Genomic DNA, 18,794 nt, shown 5'->3' on the forward strand with positions numbered 1-18,794 from the left:
AGTGCGGCTAAGCTGGAGATATGATCAGAAGGTGCAGAATTGATTGTCTGATGAGAGATGAATTAGACGGTCGATGAGAGCAGATAAAAAGGAAAGGTAGATGGAGGAGAGAGATGGAAGAAAAACAGGGCTTTTTTAAACGGCTCGTATCCGGTCTTACTAAGACGAGAGATAATATCGTTTCAGGGATGGACAGTATTTTCCACGGCTTTTCGAAAATAGATGATGAGTTCTATGAAGAGCTTGAGGAAACGCTTATCATGGGGGATCTGGGAGTCAACACCACCATGGAGATCATTGAGAATTTAAAAGAGAAGGTCAAAGAACAGCACATCAAGGAGCCGATGGAATGCAGACAGTTGTTGATCGATAGTATCAAGGAGCAGATGGATGTGGGAGAGACGGCCTATGAATTCGAGGACAAGACTTCCGTCGTCTTTGTCATCGGTGTCAACGGTGTGGGTAAGACTACGACGATAGGAAAGCTGGCAGGGAAGTTTCATGCCCAGCACAAGAAGGTCATTCTGGCGGCGGCAGATACGTTCCGTGCGGCAGCAGGAGAACAGTTAAAAGAATGGGCCAACCGTGCTGAGGTGGAGATGATCGGCGGACAGGAGGGTGCAGACCCGGCATCTGTCGTATACGATGCGGCAGCAGCAGCCAAGGCAAGGAAGGCAGATATTCTTCTGTGTGATACCGCAGGGCGTCTTCATAACAAAAAGAACCTGATGGAAGAGTTAAGAAAAATCAATCGTGTCATAGAGCGGGAATACCCGGAGGCATATAAAGAGACATTGGTCGTGCTGGATGCGACGACCGGGCAGAATGCACTGGCCCAGGCGCGGGAATTTAACGAAGTGGCAGATATCACAGGGGTCATCCTGACCAAGATGGACGGCACGGCAAAGGGTGGAATCGCGGTAGCTATCCAGGCTGAGCTGGGAATCCCGGTAAAATATATCGGAGTCGGCGAGTCCATTGACGACTTACAGAAATTTGATGCAGATGAATTTGTGAATGCGTTATTCTACAGCGAGGCAAAAGAAGAGGAATAGCGGACAGAAAGAAGGGGTAAAATGTTAACGTTAGAGAAGTTTGAGGAAGCAAGTGAACTCGTAAAACAGGTGACCAACCCGACCAAATTGGTGTACAGCGACTATTTAAGCGAACAGACCGGCGGTAAAGTATACCTAAAGCCGGAAAATATGCAGCATACCGGAGCATATAAGCTGCGCGGAGCCTACTACAAGATCAGCACTCTGTCAGAGGAAGAGAGACAGAAGGGCCTGATCACTGCATCAGCAGGAAATCATGCCCAGGGTGTTGCCTATGCCGCAAAGAAGTATGGCTGTAAAGCGACCATCGTAATGCCTACCGTGACCCCGCTCATTAAGGTGAACCGTACCAAGAGTTATGGGGCGGAGGTGATTCTTCACGGGGATGTGTATGATGATGCATGTGCTTATGCATATGAGCTGGCAGAGAAAGAAGGTTACACCTTTGTACATCCTTTCGATGATTTGGATGTTGCCACAGGACAGGGAACCATTGCCATGGAAATCGTACAGGAGCTGCCCACGGTCGATTACATCCTTGTACCAATTGGCGGGGGCGGACTGATTACAGGAGTTGCCACCCTCGCAAAAATGCTGAATCCGAAGATCAAGGTCATCGGTGTGGAGCCGGCAGAGGCAGCCAGCATGACCGCAGCATTAAAGGCCGGAGAGGTCGTGGCATTAGACAGCGCCAATACGATTGCAGATGGTACTGCAGTAAAGGCAGTCGGAGTCCAGAATCTTCCGTATGTCCAGGAAAATGTGGACGATATTCTTCTGGTGGAGGATGATGAGCTGATCGGAGCCTTCCTCGATATGGTAGAGAATCATAAGATGGTGGTCGAGAATTCAGGTCTTCTTTCTGTAGCTGCCTTAAAACAGTTAGAATGTAAAGGAAAGAAAGTAGTCTGCGTCTTAAGCGGCGGCAATATGGATGTAATTACGATGGCCTCGATCGTACAGCATGGTCTGATTCAGAGAGACAGAATCTTCTCTGTATCTGTTCTGCTTCCAGATAAACCGGGTGAGCTGGTAAGCGTTGCCTCCACGATTGCGGATGCACAGGGCAATGTCATTAAATTGGAGCACAACCAGTTTGTAAGCACGAACAGAAATGCTGCCGTGGAGTTGAGAATTACTATGGAGGCGTTCGGCACAGAGCATAAGCATAAAATTTTGGATGCACTGGAGGCAAAAGGATTCCGTCCGAAACTGATCAGTGCAAAACTATACTAAATGAAGTAAGATACGCAGCCGGCACACAAAGGAAAAGTAGTGTGCCGGCGCTTTTTATTTAAGAAATATAGAAAACTGTTTCTAAATAATCTATAAAGAATGGAATAAAAATCTGCAAAAGGTCTGGTTTTAGACATTCGGATGGATTAGAATATGATAAATCAAAAAAGAAAAGTGAGGTATGCTATGGAACGCAAAAGACCCAAGCCAGGTGAAATATATACACATTTTAAAGGCAGAAGGTATCTGATACTAGATATCGCCATCCATACGGAGACAGAGGAAGAATTAGTGATCTATAGGGCTATGTATGGCACACATAAGGTCTATGCACGACCGCTTAATATGTTCTTAAGTCCTGTAGACAAGGAGAAGTATCCAAACGCAGAACAGAGATATCGGTTTGAATTAACAGGCAGAGTCAAAAGGGATGCCGGGATGCAGGAGTGCGAAGCTTATGGATCAGATGGTGAAAGAGAAGAAGAAGATCATTCTGACGATTTGAATCAGATTCCGCTTATTTTCCAATTTCTGGACTGCAGGACAAATGAGGAGAAGCTCAGATATCTTTATCAACACAGATCGGAGGTTACAGATTCCTTTTTGCTGACCGCGGGAGAGAGTATCGGATGCACAATCACAGAAAAAACAACGGAACTTAGGTTTGAAGAACTCATGAGCTATCTGCGGGTAAAGATCAAATATGAGACAGGCAGGTTAAGATAATTTTACCAAGTATAAAATTCACTTGACATTTATATCTTACAAATGTAGTATATAGACAAATATTACAATTGTAGGAGATAAAAATGCACAAGAAAAATATACACAGATTATCCGTTCTATTTATTTTCTTCGGAGTTCTATTTATGATTTTAGTAGGACGATTGTTCCAGCTGCAGATTGTTCGTGGTGAGGATTATGTCAAAAACTTTAATCTAAAGACAAAGAGGGAGATTCTGCTTAAAGGAACCAGAGGGAATATCTATGACCGAAATGGGAAGGCCCTTGCAAGGAATCAGTTAGCTTATTCAGTTACCTTTGCGGATGCTGTTGAGTATGATACTGTACGAGAGCGACAGTTGAGTCTGAATGGTAAAATCTATCATATGATATCCCTGATCAAGAAGTATGGAGATTCAATTGAGAACAGCTTAAAGATTGAAGTAGGGCGAAATGGAGAATATCAATTTACAGACAGGGGATTCTCATTGGACCGCTTCAAGGCAGATATTTATGGAAAGCCTGAGATTGAAGATTTGGATGAAAAACAAAAGAATGCGACAGCAGAAGAAATCATAGAATATCTTTCCAGTGATGAGAAGTTCTGTGTCTTTTCTGAAAATGGGATGGTATATACCAAAAAAGAGAGAAAAGAATATGGGCTGCCTAAAAAAATGGAGAAGAAGGCATTGCTGGATCTTCTGAGTGTGAGATATTCTTTGTTTTTGCAGACCTATCAGAAATACCTGCCCATTACGACCGCCAGGAATGTTTCCCAGGAAACTGCCGCTGCGGTGATGGAAAACCAATCAGAGATGGAAGGAGTGAATATCGAGGAGGACAGCATCAGAGTCTATGAAGGGGGCGAAGCCTGTGCATCTATTCTCGGATACACAGGAACCATTTCTACAGACGAGTTAAAGGAAAAAGAAGGAAAAGGATATTCCATCAATTCTATTGTAGGAAAATCGGGAATGGAGCAGTACCTGGAAGATATTCTGCAGGGGAAAGATGGAAAACAGGAGGTCTTTGTGGATAATGTGGGTAGAACTACTCTTGATGCAGGGGTAGTAAAGGAGCCGCAGTCAGGGAAGGATGTGTATCTTAGCATCGATATTGAGCTGCAAAAAAAGACATACAACGCTCTGGAACGAAAAATCGCCGATCTTTTACTGGAGAATATCATCAATGCAAAGAGCTTCGATAAGACGGCAGTAAATGATGCGACAGAAATTCGGATTCCAGTCTATGATGTCTATACCTCTCTTTTGACGAATGAAGTCATTGATTTGTCTCATTTTCAAGGTGAAGAGGCCTCTTCACTTGAGAAAGCGATTGTACAGAGATTTCAGGAAAGGAAAGCGGAGGTGCTTTCCAGGATTGGGAAGGAATTAAAGGAGCCCTCATCGAGATATTTAGAACAGCCGGATGATATGAAGAAGTATCAGCGGTTTATTACCCAGCATATCGATATTTTTCTGTGGGACCGGATAGATATCTCCGCCGGCATCTTTGCAAATTGGGAAAATGGTGGTTCCTCCCTGTCTGAATATATTCAGGGAGCGATTCATAAGGAATGGATCAATCTGGGAAAGCTGGATACGGATGAGACATACTTAGAACAAAAGGAGATTTATGATCTGGTGGTCGACTATATAATAGAAGCCTTAAGGTCTGATTATGATTTTGATAAGATGATTTATGGACAGATGGTGATGTCAGATGAGATAACGCCGGAGCAGGTCTGTATGCTTCTATACGACCAGGGAGTCTTGGATAAGCAGGATGGGGATTTCGAGAATTGGCAGCAGGGAGTCATGTCCACTTATGATCTGATCATTCAGAAGATACAGAAATTGGAGCTCACACCGGCTGATATGGCATTAGACCCATGCTCCGGTTCCGCGGTGGTGGTCGATACAAAGACAGGGAAGGTATTGGCATGTGTGAGTTATCCTGGGTATGATAATAACAGACTGGCGAATCAGATGGACCATGATTACTATTTCAAGGTCTCGAATAATAAGTCTCTTCCTTTATATAACCGGGCTACACAGCAGCTATCGGCCCCAGGTTCTACGTTTAAACCTATCACGGTCATAGCAGGTCTGGAAGAGGGGGTGATTGTTCCCGCCACAGAGGTTTTCTGTGACGGTGTGTTTGACAAGGTGTCCCCGCCACTGAAATGCTGGAACATTATGGGGCATCAAAGCGTGACGAGTGCGGCCAGCGCACTGCAGAATTCATGTAACGATTATTTATGTGAGATATCCTATAGATTGGGTATGATGGAAAACGAGACATTTTCGGATGAACTTGCATTGGAGAAAATACAAAAATACGCAAAATTGTTCGATATGGATAAAAAGAGTGGAATCGAGCTTCCAGAAAGTGAGCCCCAGATTACAGATAAGTATGCGATTCCCTCTGCAATTGGACAGGGAACAAATAACTTTTCGACAGTGCAGCTTGGGCGGTATACAGCAGCGCTTGCAAATGGAGGGACCAGCTATCAACTTTCCTTAATCGAGAAATTGGATGATGTTAGGAAGGATACAAAAATAGAAAGTGAGATTAAGCTGCCGTCCCAAGTGTGGGACAGCGTCCATACGGGGATGGAGTGGTATGCACAGAATACCGGGATCTTTGATGGATTTTCTAGGACAGCTGCAGGAAAATCGGGGACAGCACAGGAAGTGAGCACGAGACCAGACCACGGTTTGTTTGTCGGATATGCCCCCGTTTTAGATCCTGAGATCGCAATTGCGGTCAGAATTGTGAATGGGTATACAGCAACACCCGCAGTAGAGTGTGGAAGAACCATATTTGAAGCCTATTTTCAGTAAAATAAAAAGCCCCAAAATGATTCGTGAGGATTTAATTGTGCTCTCTTTCAGAGAACACCATCTCCCGTTAAATCATTTTGGGGCTTTTTTAGTTAAAGAATGTGTTCAAGAATCTGGCTGGTAATCGCCGCGGCATGGCTGCCATCAGCCTCATCCGAGTTTTGCAGATGTGTGGCAAAACAATAGGTATGGCCATCTCTTTCGAGGAATCCCACAAACCATCCATTCACATGCTGATTGTTCTCCATACCGGTACCAGTCTTTCCGTAAAGTTTGCCAAGTGAGGTGTCGCCCAGGTATAGGGAAGTTTTTACGGCCTCGATATTCTGCTCTTTACAGCTCCATTCATTTTCAAGGAGGTTAGATAGCAGCCTGACCTGTTCCACCGGGGAAATCTTTAAAGAAGATTCCGCCCAATAAGAAGCCGTCCCACCGCTCAAGTCACAGTTTCCATAAGAAATCCTCTGATAGTAGGAGTACAGCTTGGAAAGCCCCACTTGATGGTCCAGGTTCTGAAAATACCAGTTGACAGAATCACGCATGGCCGTAGACAGTGTCTGATCCTGTTCCCATTTCTCAAAGGGCTGTTTTTCCCCATCCCATTTTTGCAGGGAAGCATTCGGAGAAATGACCTGTTCCTCCAGAGCAAAAAGCGCACTGTATATCTTGAAGGTCGAATCAGGAGAAACTCTCTGTCTGCTTAGCTTTTCATTATAAATCTGATATCGTCCCTTCGTCATGTCATATAAGACAAAGGAACCCTCTATTTCATGAAAATAGGGGGAAAGCTCTATAGTTTCCCAATTTCCGTCATCTATTAGTGATGGAGACGAGAAAGCGGCATTCGCTGTCAGGAGCGGACTTGAGCAGAATACAAGGAGCAGCGCAAGGATCAGGATGCCGATACTTTTCACCTTTTGAGGGACAGACTCCTTTTGATATTCTGCAATCTCTGTAATTCGCTGCCGGATGGAATCTTTTCTCCCACCCATGGTCGATACGGGGGAAAGGTACATTCCTTTCTGCATCTGCCCGGCATAACGAAGGATCGTATATCCATAATTTGAGGCCTGACTGCTTCCAATGACATGCAGGACCGAATGGTCGCAGGCAATCTCCCGGTCACTTCGAAGCTGCCCAAATGCATACCAGATAAATGGGTTGAACCAGTAGATGATCTGCAGAAAGCAGATTAGGTCATTCAGGAGTGCATCCTTATGTTTATAATGCTGCAGTTCATGCAGAAAAATAAAACGGATGTCTTCTTCTGACAATAAAATGTCCAGATCCTGCGGAATCATGACGGTCGGTTTGAGCCATCCGTAAGAGACAGGTGTAAAAAGGCTGCAGGAAGCATAAAGCCGGATATTGCGTTGAATTCCCAGTTCCTTTAAGCAGGACGAAAACAGTTGAAATAGGTCCGGTTCCGTCTGCCAGGTAATGAGGTATGCTCTTTTCCTTAATAAAAAAATTTTCGTGGCACTGTAAAGGAAAAAGACAGAAGCCACAAGGATGCCGAAAATCCAGATTCCAAACAGCACCCGGTTCAACAGGCTGCCTGACGATGCAACGGCCATGGAAAGGTCTTGGAAAGGTCCATCTGCGGCAGCGGTTTTTGGTACGTTTCCTGCAGACATGGAAGAAACGTCGAATGAACGGGGAAAAAACTGCTGGATCAGAAGGTTTAATTTTTTCGGAACAGCTATTTGATATGGTAGAAAGGGCAGCAGTAAAACTAGGACAAACACATACCATAGCTGATACTGCATTGTCAGGGTAATATGCTTTTTCAGCCCCTTCTTCAATAGCAGCAGGCAGGCCAACAAAAGACTGATGAATAGATTGCAGGCCAGAAAACGTACAGGAAATGTCATGATGGGTCACCACGCTTTATTTTGGAATCGATGATTGCATACAAGTCCTTAAGATCCGAATCTGATAATTCTGTGTTGGAGAGCAGAGAGGACAACATAGGTGCCACCTCCCCATTATAAAAGCGGTTCAGGAAATGGTGATTCTCCTGTTCCAAATACTTCTCCTTTGCAATGACTGGAAAATAGTAATACATCCGTCCGCGCTGTTCATAGGAAATGACCTGCTTCGCAGTCAGACGGGACAGCAGGGTATGGATTGTCTTTTGATTCCAGGTGTGGGCCTTTTGAGCCTGTTCACATACTTCATTGGTGCTGAGGGGAGATTCAGTCCATAGAATTTTCATGATTTCATATTCAGCTTCGGATATCTGCGGTAATTTTTCCATAATCGTACTCCTTTAATCTTACTTATGTAGTAATTATAAGGGATAAAGTAAAAGTCGTCAATAAGGATGCGGAGGGAATAAAAATAAGGACTGTGTACCTAAGCTGTACACCAGTCCTTATTTAGAAGCTGTTTCTTTTTTTTAATTCTTAAAGTCCGTGCTTTTCCAGAAGTGCATGTATCTTGTCTGTTGGATTGAGGACCGCACCAATGGTCGTGTCATGATTCAGGGAATCGATGATAAGTGCCAGGAACTTACTCATATCCGCGGCTACGAAGTAGGGCTTATCTTTTGCAAACGGCGGGAGATAAGTCAGGTTGGTCGCGATCACGCGGTCGATATATCCTTTCTCATAATATTCATCGAACTTTCCAAAGCCTTCTGTAAATAGACCAAAGGTGGTACACACGAATACGCGTCCGGCCTTTCTGTTCTTTAACTGTTTCGCTACGTCCAGCATGCTTTCACCGGATGAAATCATATCGTCTACGATGATGACATCCTTTCCTTCCACATCATCCCCGAGGAATTCATGGGCCACGATCGGGTTCTTGCCGTTGACAACGGTGGAGTAGTCACGGCGTTTATAGAACATTCCCATGTCCACGCCCAGGATATTGGAGAAGTAGACTGCACGGTGCATTGCCCCTTCGTCCGGGCTGATGATCATCAGGTGTTCCTTGTCCACCTTTAGATCCGGCACAGAGCGAAATAGTGCCTTCATAAACTGATATGGAGGATTGAAGCTGTCGAATCCATTCAGCGGGATCGCATTCTGAACTCTTGGATCATGGGCATCAAAGGTGATAATGTTGGAAACTCCCATGGAGATCAGTTCCTCCAAAGCAAGTGCACAGTCCAGAGATTCTCTCTTTGTACGCTTATGCTGACGGCCTTCATATAAAAATGGCATGATGACATTGATGCGGCGGGCCTTGCCGGTCGCAGCAGAAATGACTCTTTTCAAGTCTTGGAAATGGTCGTCCGGTGACATGTGGTTCTCATGTCCGTTCACAGTATAGGTCAGGCTGTAGTTACATACATCTGTCATAATAAATAAGTCAGTCCCGCGGATTGTTTCCTTGAGAATCCCTTTTGCCTCGCCGGAGCCAAAACGTGGACAGCAGCAGTCTACCAGATAATTATGGGATTCATAATTGACATAGAGCGGAGAGGGCTTGACTTCACTGATTGTATTCTCGCGGAAGGATACAATGTAGTCATTTACCTTCTTCCCAAGTTCTTTGCAGCTTTCCATAGCCACGATCTTGAGCGGCGCTACGGGAAGTGTCTTTTCTAACAATTCGATGTTTGACATGATTTTCTCCTATGTTCTACGAATTTAAGACTGGAAAAATCCAGTCTCTTACATATAAGGTTATATCATTTTTGATGTCGGAATTCAAGCACAGCTTGCAGAAATGTGTGTATAAAAGGCGATACATAAAAATTGCGGTGCCCTGGCTGTAAGTCGGGATGCGGGGACATAAGAGGGGATTCATTGCAATCGAGGTACAGTTTGTGATATAATGCTTGCAGTGAAGGGCTTCTTCTGTTAAAGGGGATTTCAAAAGAAGGCTTTACAAGTTTCGGCAGATATTGTAAAATCAAGCGGCAGGGTTGACAGGCGGTCAGTCCTAAAAGGAAACGAAAAAGAAACGTAGAATGTGAGTTCAGAAAGGTAGTTAATAAATATGAGCAAACCAGTAGTAGCGATTGTAGGAAGACCAAATGTTGGAAAGTCTACATTGTTCAATGTCCTGGCAGGAGAGACGATATCGATCGTCAAGGATACGCCGGGAGTCACAAGAGACCGTATTTATGCGGATGTCAATTGGCTGGACAAGGAGTTCACCCTGATCGATACCGGAGGAATCGAGCCGGACAGCAGGGATATCATCCTTTCCCAGATGAGGGAGCAGGCCCAGATCGCCATTGATACGGCAGACGTCATTATTTTTATCACAGATGTGAAGCAGGGCTTGGTGGATTCTGATTCCAAGGTGGCAGATATGCTTAGGAGGTCAGGAAAGCCGATCGTGCTTGTTGTAAATAAGGTAGACAGTTTTAACAAGATGATGCCGGATGTATATGAATTCTATAATCTGGGAATTGGTGACCCAGTTCCAATCTCTGCGGCTTCCAGGCTGGGAATCGGAGATATGCTGGACGCTGTGGCAGAGCATTTTCCAGAGGGCACAGGGGAAGAGGAGGAGGACGACAGACCGAGGATTGCCATCGTGGGCAAACCGAATGTAGGGAAGTCTTCCATCGTCAATAAGCTCTTGGGCGAGAACCGCGTAATCGTATCTGATATTGCAGGCACTACAAGAGACGCCATTGATACAGAAATCGTACATGATGGGAAGGAATACATCTTCATTGATACGGCAGGTCTGCGCAGAAAGAATAAGATCAAGGAAGAATTAGAGCGCTACAGCATCATCCGTACCGTTACGGCAGTAGAGCGTGCAGATGTGGTCCTCATGGTGATCGATGCCACAGAGGGCGTGACAGAGCAGGACGCAAAGATCGCCGGAATCGCGCATGAGCGTGGAAAGGGCATCATTATTGTAGTGAATAAATGGGATGCCATTGAGAAGAATGATAAGACGACCAGGGAATATGAGGCCAAGATCAGACAGGTGTTATCCTATCTTCCTTACGCGGAGGTCATGTTCGTGTCTGCGAAGACAGGGCAGAGACTGAATAAGCTTTATGAGATGATTGATATGGTAATTGAGAATCAGACCTTACGTGTGGCGACGGGAGTCCTCAACGAGATCATGACGGAAGCAGTAGCGATGCAGCAGCCGCCATCCGACAAGGGCAAGAGGCTGAAGCTGTACTATATTACACAGGTCTCTGTAAAGCCGCCGACCTTTGTTATTTTTGTTAATGATAAGGAACTGATGCATTTTTCCTACACCAGATATCTGGAAAATAAAATCAGGGAAGCCTTCGGGTTCAGAGGGACCTCATTGAAGTTCTTTATCAGGGAAAGAAAGGAAAAGGAGCAGTAGTTATGGAACGTTTCATCTGCCTTTTGATCGGTTATGTCTGTGGACTTTTGCAGACTGGCTATCTTGTAGGGAAGATCAATCATGTTGATATCAGAAAGGAAGGGAGTGGGAATGCAGGTTCCACCAATGCCGTGCGCGTCATGGGATGGAAAGCAGGCCTGATGACTTTCGCAGGAGATGTGCTCAAATGTGTTGCGGCTATCTTTCTTGTACGCTATCTGTACAGAGGCAGCGAATATCTGCCGCTTTTGGCAATGTATGCGGGAATGGGGGCGACGCTGGGACACAATTTTCCGTTTTATTTAAAGTTCAAGGGAGGAAAGGGAATCGCAGTACTCGCAGGTCTGGTCATCTCGACCAGTCCGGCCATGGTGCCGATTCCTTTGGCAGCGTTTTTGATCGCTGTGATCTTTTCCAGATATGTATCCTTGGGATCACTGCTTGCTTCCACGTTATTTTTCCTGGAAGTAGTGACCCTTGGACAGTACGGCGGCTTTCATATGGCGGCCCCGTACCTGTATGAGATGTACATACTGGTTCTTTTGCTCACCCTTCTGGCATGGTTTCGGCATAAGGAGAATATCAAGCGTCTGCTCGCGGGCACTGAGAATAGATTTGGTTCAGGGAAGAAAAAGTAGATTCAAATGTAAAGGAGAATGAATGATGGCAAATGTAGGTGTATTAGGAGCTGGAAGCTGGGGAACAGCACTTTCTATTCTGTTGTATGAGAATGGACATCAGGTGAGTGTCTGGTCGATCGACAAGGCTGAGGTCGAGATGCTGACACAGAAAAGAGAACATGAGACAAAGCTTCCAGGAGTAAAGCTTCCGGAGGATATGGTGATCACAAATGATCTGAAAGAGGCTGTGACAGATCGGGATTTCCTGGTACTGGCCGTACCTTCTCCCTTTACAAGAGCAACAGCAAAGAGCATGAGCCCTTATATCAAGGAGGGGCAGATCATTGTGGATGTGGCTAAGGGAATCGAGGAGACTACCCTGATGACACTTTCCCAGCAGATCGAGGAGGAGATTCCACAGGCGGATGTTGCGGTTCTTTCCGGGCCGAGTCATGCGGAGGAGGTCGGAAGAAAGCTGCCGACTACATGCGTCATTGGAGCAAAGACGAGAAAGACAGCGGAGTATTTACAGTCCATGTTCATCAGCCGTGTATTCCGTGTATATACAAGCCCGGATATCTTGGGAATTGAGCTGGGAGGCTCCTTAAAGAATGTCATTGCCCTGGCAGCAGGAATCGCGGACGGACTCGGGTATGGTGACAATACAAAGGCTGCTCTGATTACGAGGGGCATCGCAGAGATCGCAAGGTTAGGCGTAAAGATGGGCGGAAAGATTGAGACATTTACAGGGCTCACCGGAATCGGAGACCTGATCGTGACCTGCGCCAGCGTCCACAGCCGTAACCGGAAGGCTGGTTTCTTGATCGGACAGGGACGGACCATGGAGCAGGCGATGGAGGAAGTCAAGATGGTCGTAGAAGGTGTCTATTCTGCCAAGGCAGCAGCAAAGCTTGCAAAGGAATATGGTGTCTCCATGCCAATCGTAGACCAGGTGAATGCTGTCCTGTTCGAGGGCAAGAATCCGGCAGAGGCAGTGGATGAATTGATGCTGCGCGAACACAAGAGTGAACATGCGTCACTTCCATGGCCGGGTGAAGCATAATTTCAAAATAATCATCATAAACCCCCTTTTCTGTGCATACATTGGTATCAGCAGAACAAGGGGGTAATTTTATGGATTCATTTCAGTTATACAAAGACATGAAAGCAAGAACAAACGGAGAAATCTATATCGGAGTTGTTGGTCCTGTTCGGACAGGCAAGTCAACCTTTATCAAAAGGTTCATGGATCTTCTGGTACTTCCGAATATGACAGATGAACATGCAAGAGAACGCACAAAGGATGAACTTCCCCAGTCCGCCTCCGGCACCACGATTATGACCACAGAGCCGAAATTTGTGCCAAAGGAGGCAGCATCTATCAAACTTTCCGATGATGTGGAGGTCAGGATACGGCTGATCGACTGTGTGGGATATATGGTGGACGGGGCTTCTGGACATATTGAAAATGAAGCCGAACGCCAGGTAAAGACACCCTGGTTCGAGTATGAGATTCCTTTTACCAAGGCAGCTGCGATCGGTACGCAAAAGGTCATTCATGACCATGCTACCATTGGTATCGTGGTGACGACGGATGGAAGTATCGGGGACCTGCCGAGAGAGAATTACATAGCAGCGGAAGAAAAGACCGTCAAAGAGCTCCAGTCTATTGGGAAGCCTTTCATCATTCTGCTGAATACGAAGAAGCCTTATACGGAGGAAGCAAAGGCCATGCAGGAGGAGCTGCAGACGAAATACGGTGTTTCTGTGCTGCCGGTCAACTGTGAGCAGCTTCGAACAGAGGATATTCACAATATCATGCGTCAGGTATTATTTGAATTCCCGATTGCAGAGGTGGAATTCTATATTCCTAAATGGGTGGAAATGCTGTCCAGGGATCATCGGATCAAGGCGGATCTGCTGCAGAATGTAAGAGCGATCATGGGCGGGTTCAAAGATATCCGCAGTGCTGCAGGGGACCCTCCGCTGGTAGAAAGCCCCTACATTGAAAAAGTCAATGTAGATAAGATTGAGATGGACACCGGACGGGTAAAGGTACGAATTACCTTTGCAGAGCAGTTCTATTATGAAGTCTTAAGTGAACTGACCGGGACCCAGATCAAGGGTGAATATGAATTGATTACGGCCATGAAAGAACTGGCAGCCATGAAAGAAGAGTACACCCAGATCAAGGATGCATTTGCAGATGTGAAGATGAAGGGGTACGGAGTCGTCAGTCCGAAGAAGGAAGAAATTGCATTGGATGAGCCACAGATTATCAAACAGGGGAATAAATACGGAGTGAAGATTCATTCAGAAGCGCCGTCTATCCATATGATCCGTGCTAATATTGAGACAGAGATCGCACCTATTGTAGGGAATGAGAAGCAGGCCCAGGATCTGGTGGAATACATCAAGACAGAGAGTGAGACGCCGGAAGGTGTCTGGGGGACGAATATATTCGGAAAGTCCATCGAGGAGCTGGTGATGGATGGAATGAGAAATAAAATCACCATGATCAACGATGAGAGTCAGGTGAAGCTGCAGGATACCATGCAGAAGATTGTAAATGACAGCAATGGAGGTCTTGTCTGCATTATTATTTAGAAATCAAAAAGCCGATGAAAAATCGGATTCACAAACAGAGGGCAGAGGGATTTAAAAGGACGGCCCGGAATGCATAACAGGAAGTATAAAAGCACTTCTTACTGTAAATGCATAGCCGGGCTGTCTTTTACTGTGTCTTTGACCAAGTGCTTTTTTATCCGGCCTACATGTATAAGGAGGTTCTGCAGATATTCCCATAGAGCACAATCGAAACGGCTAAGAGAAATCCTGGAAAGCCGAGTATGATTCCCATTTGGTATTGTGGGAGGACAAGGCAGAGATACAAGGGAATCAAACTGCTTGCCATACCGGTCATGATGGCAGCGATTACGGATACGGCACCACCCTTGACCGCATAATATTCACTCGTCCAGTCATATTTTGGAAACCGGATGTTCAAGAAAAGACCAAGAACCGAGATGAAGAGGGCATATACAGTCGGAATGAGGAACATTCGCACAGTCTGTATGCCGGAAAGAGGAAAAGCTATCCGAAGCAAAAAGGCACTCACATACAATACCGGAAGTATGACGGTCAAATTTACCGCGATCTTTGCATCAAAAATGGTCCTTGACGGTGCGGGGACAGAACACATGATCCAGCGGTTTTTTCCCTCTAAGGAAAGAGAGGGAGCTGTTGTTGAAGTCATGCTTACAAACAGTGACAAGGCAAGCGGCATGAGGTTTGCAAGCAGCCTTTTTATTTCCTGCGTTTCTAATTGCCTTTTCAGGGCGGGCGGCAGAAAGAAGACTGCGATGACGGTAAGGACAAAAAGCAGCACGATTCCAATACAGGAGTTTAATGCATATATCGTACAGGAAGTTAAACGGCTCAATTCTTTCTTGTAAAGGGCCATGAAAGGGGAGGAGGCTTTTAACGTTCCAATCTGATACTTCCTGCCTGCATGATAGGAGAATACGGCTGTATTCAAGGCTTTATAGTAGTGTGAAACAATACCTGTAAATATGGCTCCCAACAATATGGATATCAGAAGAAAGAGAAGAAAACTTCCCCAGTCTGTATCGGACAAGGCGCGGGTGATCAGTGAAGCGGGTGGATAGTATTTGTTCACTGCATCAGCCAATGCCCTGCCAAGATCAGTAATCTGCGTCATATCCATGAACTGTGTCTTTACAGAAGCAAATACGATCAATAGAACGACCGTCGTACTCAAGATTAATGAGCATAGATTGCTGTGTTTGGTGCCTGAGGATGCAGCAACAATCCAGACTCCCAATGATAAAGAGAAAACCATAGGTATCACCGGTGTAAAAAGCAGTGCGCCCAATAAAAAGAAATAACTAGAAAGCGGCGGGTGCACGTATATGACATAAAGAATGCACGACGGCAGCATAGCGGCAGAACCAAGGAAAAGATTGATGAGGTATAATAAAGTAATTCGGCTTGCAACAATCGCAATCGTATTCACAGGCATACACATTACTAGGTCATAATCCTTTAAGCCAATCAGGACCCCGGTACTTTTCACGAAGGTGAGAATCAGTGTACTCAGAGCACAGAGGACCACCATGATCGTAGGGATAGCCCCGGCCAATCCAGCTTTAGCCATACGGCTGCTAAATTTTGCTGTATAGATGACAAAAATGAGCGCAGCGGTAAGACCAAGGCCAGCGGTGATCAGAAAACGCTGCCGTTCCTGCTTATCATGGGAGTGAATCAGCTTGTTTATCCCAAAGAGATTGTATAGCTGCAGCTTCAAAAGGAATCTATATTTGCTCATCATTCTCAATCACCTCCATGAATCGGTCCTCCAGACTATGGCTGCCCTTGATTTCGTCCATCGTCCCACTTGTTATCAGCTTCCCATGATTGATGATCGATACCCTGTCACAGAGCTTTTCCGCTACCTCCAGGACGTGGGTAGAGAAAAAGATGGCTGTTTTTGCCTCGCACAGCTCATGCATGATTTTTTTAAGATAGAAGGAGGCTTCTGGATCAAGTCCGACAAAAGGCTCATCCAAAACAAGCAGTTTCGGACGGTGGACAAAGGCCCCGATCAAAGCCAGCTTTTGTTTCATGCCATGAGAGTAAGAGCTGACTAAATCACCTAAACAGTCTGTCAGCTTAAAGCAGTCGGCGTATGTGCGGATTCTGTCTGCGCGTTCCTTTGCAGGCACAGAAAACATATCACACATATAATTCAGGTATTGGATTCCTGTCACATAATCATATAAGTCCGGGTTGTCTGGAATATATGCTGTTAAGGATTTACATGTTACAGGCTCCTTCTTTACAGAGTGACCGTCGATGAGGATATCCCCTTCTTCAAAATCCATGATTCCAACGACTGCACGGATGGTGGTGGTCTTTCCGGCTCCGTTGTGTCCGATGAAGGCGTGGATCTCCCCTTCCCTGACAGTCAGGCTGAGATGGTCAACGGCCCTTTTGTTCTCCGAGTAGATCTTGGAGAAATTTTTGATTTCTAATACGTTGCTCATGCTGCAGACTTCCTTTCTTTTCAGTTCTTATATTTTTTGGTGATGGCCCAGCCGAGGAATGCGGGGACCGGGGCGAATAGCAGGATCACATATTTGTTGACGGCTCTGCCGGCCCCAGAAACCCCAAAGTGTATTGGAATTTCCTGGGGCAGTACAAAGGTAAGTGCCGCCAGGATAACTAAGGTGATTACTGTGATAACGATCCATTTTTTCTTCATTGTGAAATCCTCCTCTAATATTCTTGATATGATAATATTATCACTATGATAATAATAAGTCAAGAAAAATCCTGCCCATATAAAATACAATCCGGGCAGGAGGGGAATTACTTTTGAGGAGGAGAAACAATCAGGCCGATCGTACGTATATTTCTGTCTTCTCGTGACGGGTTTTCTGTAAAAGGCTTGATCGTATCGCCGATTTTTTTCACCAGGGCTTCCAGCTCCTCATCCGTCAGATACAGATGGGTCAGGGAGAAGCCCGATCTGTCATTGATAATATCAATGTTATCCTGACTACAGTATGTCTGGAATTGTTCGGCAAAGCCCAGCATATATTGCATGAAGGACTGCATGTACGCCTCACCGGAGTTTTGGTCGATCATTTCTTCGAATCCTTTTTTCATATCCATGGCTATGGCATAGGTTTTTTCGATAACGCCCCGAATCGGAGTTTCATTTACGATTTTCAGGATACCATCTGCTGTCATTTTCTTTAAATAACGATATAAGGTGGCCTGGGGAACATCCGAAAGCGTCTCGGCCAAATGCTTGGCATTGGTTTCTTTACATTTCTGGACTTCCATGAAGATTTTACATTTAACAGGGTTCGTGAATGTATCCATTATTTTCTGGTCCATAAGGTACCTCCGATTTTAGAATATGTGATAATATTATCATTTTGAGAGTATATTTTCAAGAGGAAATCATCATATGTACAGACTGCCAATGAAGACAGATACTTCCAGTGTTTTCGCAGGAGGTGATTATCCAGGTACCTCGAAATTCCCCTTGAGTCTTTGATGGGGAAAGGTTATAATACTCCCAGGTATGTTTTTAACCTCATTAAGGAAGCAGCAGAGCGAAGTTTAAATATCTGCTTGGGCGCAATAGAATAGATTGGGAGTGAATACAATGAGCAAACAATATGAAAAGTTATTAAAATGTTATGAATATTACAAGTCAGTAACAGATTTCAAACCGCGTGTCGGCCTGATCCTGGGATCTGGTCTTGGGAATTATGGGAGAAATATGAAGGTCGTGAAGGAAATCCCCTATGGAGATATCCCGGGATTTCCTGTGTCCACAGTACAAGGACATGACGGACGTTTCCTTCTTGGTTATATCAGTGAGGTCCCAGTGGTCGTAATGAAAGGACGGGTGCATTATTATGAGGGCTACTCCATAGAAGATGTGGTCCTGCCTACCCGATTAATGAAGATGATGGGAATCGAAGTCCTGTTTCTGACAAATGCTTCCGGCGGGATCAACAGGACATTTCATGTGGGGGATTTCATGATGATCACAGATCAGATCTCTAACTTTGTTCCATCCCCTCTGATCGGAGAGAATGTATCCGAGCTGGGGACACGTTTCCCGGATATGACACATATCTACGATGTGGAGCTGATGGAGCTGATACAAAAGACAGCAGAGACGGAACATATTCGGATTCAGGAGGGCGTTTATCTCCAGACGACGGGACCAAATTTTGAGAGCCCGGCAGAGATTAGGATGTTTGCCACATTGGGGGCTGATGCTGTCGGGATGAGTACGGCATGTGAGGCCATTGCAGCACGCCATGCAGGTGTGCGGGTATGTGGAATCTCCTGCGTGTCCAACATGGCATGTGGAATCACGGGAGAAGAACTGAGCCATTTAGATGTGCAGGCAGTCGCAGATCAGAGAGCAGAGGAATTTGAACGCCTGGTGACACGGATCATTGAGAAGCTTTAAACAGATGATT

16 protein-coding genes are annotated in these 18,794 nt (G+C 45.4%); 9 read left to right on the forward strand and 7 right to left on the reverse strand.

Annotated elements, in window-relative coordinates; all coding sequences use genetic code 11:
- The first annotated feature begins 113 nt into the window (after positions 1 to 113).
- From ftsY to HGO97_RS07305, 4 genes are all read left to right on the forward strand, one after another.
- Positions 114 to 1,055, forward strand: coding sequence for a signal recognition particle-docking protein FtsY (gene ftsY, locus HGO97_RS07290; protein WP_216240658.1), 942 nt, complete (start codon positions 114 to 116; stop codon positions 1,053 to 1,055).
- Positions 1,056 to 1,076: 21 nt separating this feature from the next.
- Positions 1,077 to 2,291 (forward strand): threonine ammonia-lyase, encoded by a 1,215-nt coding sequence (gene ilvA / locus HGO97_RS07295; protein WP_216240659.1) that lies wholly within the window; start codon positions 1,077 to 1,079, stop codon positions 2,289 to 2,291.
- Positions 2,292 to 2,477: 186 nt separating this feature from the next.
- On the forward strand, positions 2,478 to 3,017 hold the full coding sequence (locus HGO97_RS07300) for a DUF1653 domain-containing protein (protein WP_216240660.1): 540 nt from the start codon (positions 2,478 to 2,480) through the stop codon (positions 3,015 to 3,017).
- 143 nt (positions 3,018 to 3,160) lie between these two features.
- Entirely contained in the window at positions 3,161 to 5,860 is a 2,700-nt protein-coding gene (locus HGO97_RS07305) for a penicillin-binding transpeptidase domain-containing protein (RefSeq protein WP_216240661.1), read from the forward strand.
- 92 nt (positions 5,861 to 5,952) lie between these two features.
- Here HGO97_RS07305 and HGO97_RS07310 read toward each other — a convergent pair whose 3' ends face one another.
- The 3 genes from HGO97_RS07310 to HGO97_RS07320 form a co-directional block, all read right to left on the reverse strand.
- A complete protein-coding gene (locus HGO97_RS07310; RefSeq protein WP_216240662.1) occupies positions 5,953 to 7,734 on the reverse strand; it encodes a BlaR1 family beta-lactam sensor/signal transducer in 1,782 nt (593 codons plus the stop codon).
- Entirely contained in the window at positions 7,731 to 8,120 is a 390-nt protein-coding gene (locus tag HGO97_RS07315; RefSeq protein ID WP_216240663.1) for a BlaI/MecI/CopY family transcriptional regulator, read from the reverse strand. Before HGO97_RS07315 ends, HGO97_RS07310 begins: the two co-directional genes overlap by 4 nt.
- 148 nt (positions 8,121 to 8,268) lie before the next feature.
- On the reverse strand, positions 8,269 to 9,438 hold the full coding sequence (locus HGO97_RS07320; protein WP_216240664.1) for a ribose-phosphate pyrophosphokinase: 1,170 nt from the start codon (positions 9,436 to 9,438) through the stop codon (positions 8,269 to 8,271).
- A gap of 376 nt (positions 9,439 to 9,814) precedes the next feature.
- Between HGO97_RS07320 and der the strand changes: the two genes are divergently transcribed.
- The 4 genes from der (at position 9,815) to spoIVA (ending at position 14,370) form a co-directional block, all read left to right on the forward strand.
- Complete coding sequence (gene der, locus HGO97_RS07325; RefSeq protein WP_216240665.1) at positions 9,815 to 11,143, forward strand: ribosome biogenesis GTPase Der; 1,329 nt, start codon at positions 9,815 to 9,817, stop codon at positions 11,141 to 11,143.
- Positions 11,144 to 11,145: 2 nt separating this feature from the next.
- The gene (gene plsY / locus HGO97_RS07330; protein WP_216240666.1) at positions 11,146 to 11,781 is read left to right on the forward strand and encodes a glycerol-3-phosphate 1-O-acyltransferase PlsY; all 636 of its coding nucleotides are present in this window, start codon (positions 11,146 to 11,148) and stop codon (positions 11,779 to 11,781) included.
- A 25-nt stretch (positions 11,782 to 11,806) separates the two neighbouring features.
- On the forward strand, positions 11,807 to 12,826 hold the full coding sequence (locus tag HGO97_RS07335; RefSeq protein WP_216240801.1) for an NAD(P)H-dependent glycerol-3-phosphate dehydrogenase: 1,020 nt from the start codon (positions 11,807 to 11,809) through the stop codon (positions 12,824 to 12,826).
- Between the two features lie 71 nt (positions 12,827 to 12,897).
- Positions 12,898 to 14,370 (forward strand): stage IV sporulation protein A, encoded by a 1,473-nt coding sequence (spoIVA, locus tag HGO97_RS07340; RefSeq protein ID WP_216240667.1) that lies wholly within the window; start codon positions 12,898 to 12,900, stop codon positions 14,368 to 14,370.
- A 163-nt stretch (positions 14,371 to 14,533) separates the two neighbouring features.
- Here the strand turns inward: spoIVA and HGO97_RS07345 are convergent, their stop codons facing one another.
- The 4 genes from HGO97_RS07345 to HGO97_RS07360 all read right to left on the reverse strand — a co-directional run bounded on the left by HGO97_RS07345 (position 14,534) and on the right by HGO97_RS07360 (position 17,688).
- Positions 14,534 to 16,114, reverse strand: a complete 1,581-nt coding sequence (locus HGO97_RS07345) for a hypothetical protein (protein ID WP_216240668.1) — start codon at positions 16,112 to 16,114, stop codon at positions 14,534 to 14,536.
- Positions 16,098 to 16,829, reverse strand: a complete 732-nt coding sequence (locus HGO97_RS07350) for an ABC transporter ATP-binding protein (protein WP_216240669.1) — start codon at positions 16,827 to 16,829, stop codon at positions 16,098 to 16,100. The genes HGO97_RS07345 and HGO97_RS07350 overlap by 17 nt, the downstream gene beginning before the upstream one ends.
- A 20-nt stretch (positions 16,830 to 16,849) precedes the next feature.
- Positions 16,850 to 17,047, reverse strand: a complete 198-nt coding sequence (locus tag HGO97_RS07355) for a DUF1648 domain-containing protein (protein WP_216240670.1) — start codon at positions 17,045 to 17,047, stop codon at positions 16,850 to 16,852.
- A gap of 107 nt (positions 17,048 to 17,154) precedes the next feature.
- Positions 17,155 to 17,688: a helix-turn-helix domain-containing protein gene (locus HGO97_RS07360; RefSeq protein WP_216240671.1), complete on the reverse strand. Its 534-nt coding sequence runs from the start codon at positions 17,686 to 17,688 to the stop codon at positions 17,155 to 17,157.
- A gap of 274 nt (positions 17,689 to 17,962) precedes the next feature.
- Between HGO97_RS07360 and HGO97_RS07365 the strand changes: the two genes are divergently transcribed.
- Positions 17,963 to 18,784, forward strand: a complete 822-nt coding sequence (locus tag HGO97_RS07365; RefSeq protein ID WP_216240672.1) for a purine-nucleoside phosphorylase — start codon at positions 17,963 to 17,965, stop codon at positions 18,782 to 18,784.
- Positions 18,785 to 18,794 lie beyond the last annotated feature (10 nt).

Source organism: Faecalicatena faecalis (genome assembly GCF_012524165.2).
GTDB classification, from domain to species: domain Bacteria; phylum Bacillota; class Clostridia; order Lachnospirales; family Lachnospiraceae; genus Faecalicatena_A; species Faecalicatena_A faecalis.

Coding starts and splice junctions, on each gene's coding strand:
- ftsY (WP_216240658.1), top strand. CDS start 114: ATGGAAGAAAAACAGGGCTTTTTTAAACGGCTCGTATCCGGTCTTACT.
- ilvA (WP_216240659.1), top strand. CDS start 1,077: ATGTTAACGTTAGAGAAGTTTGAGGAAGCAAGTGAACTCGTAAAACAG.
- HGO97_RS07300 (WP_216240660.1), top strand. CDS start 2,478: ATGGAACGCAAAAGACCCAAGCCAGGTGAAATATATACACATTTTAAA.
- HGO97_RS07305 (WP_216240661.1), top strand. CDS start 3,161: ATGATTTTAGTAGGACGATTGTTCCAGCTGCAGATTGTTCGTGGTGAG.
- HGO97_RS07310 (WP_216240662.1), bottom strand. CDS start 7,734: ATGACATTTCCTGTACGTTTTCTGGCCTGCAATCTATTCATCAGTCTT.
- HGO97_RS07315 (WP_216240663.1), bottom strand. CDS start 8,120: ATGGAAAAATTACCGCAGATATCCGAAGCTGAATATGAAATCATGAAA.
- HGO97_RS07320 (WP_216240664.1), bottom strand. CDS start 9,438: ATGTCAAACATCGAATTGTTAGAAAAGACACTTCCCGTAGCGCCGCTC.
- der (WP_216240665.1), top strand. CDS start 9,815: ATGAGCAAACCAGTAGTAGCGATTGTAGGAAGACCAAATGTTGGAAAG.
- plsY (WP_216240666.1), top strand. CDS start 11,146: ATGGAACGTTTCATCTGCCTTTTGATCGGTTATGTCTGTGGACTTTTG.
- HGO97_RS07335 (WP_216240801.1), top strand. CDS start 11,807: ATGGCAAATGTAGGTGTATTAGGAGCTGGAAGCTGGGGAACAGCACTT.
- spoIVA (WP_216240667.1), top strand. CDS start 12,898: ATGGATTCATTTCAGTTATACAAAGACATGAAAGCAAGAACAAACGGA.
- HGO97_RS07345 (WP_216240668.1), bottom strand. CDS start 16,114: ATGATGAGCAAATATAGATTCCTTTTGAAGCTGCAGCTATACAATCTC.
- HGO97_RS07350 (WP_216240669.1), bottom strand. CDS start 16,829: ATGAGCAACGTATTAGAAATCAAAAATTTCTCCAAGATCTACTCGGAG.
- HGO97_RS07355 (WP_216240670.1), bottom strand. CDS start 17,047: ATGAAGAAAAAATGGATCGTTATCACAGTAATCACCTTAGTTATCCTG.
- HGO97_RS07360 (WP_216240671.1), bottom strand. CDS start 17,688: ATGGACCAGAAAATAATGGATACATTCACGAACCCTGTTAAATGTAAA.
- HGO97_RS07365 (WP_216240672.1), top strand. CDS start 17,963: ATGAGCAAACAATATGAAAAGTTATTAAAATGTTATGAATATTACAAG.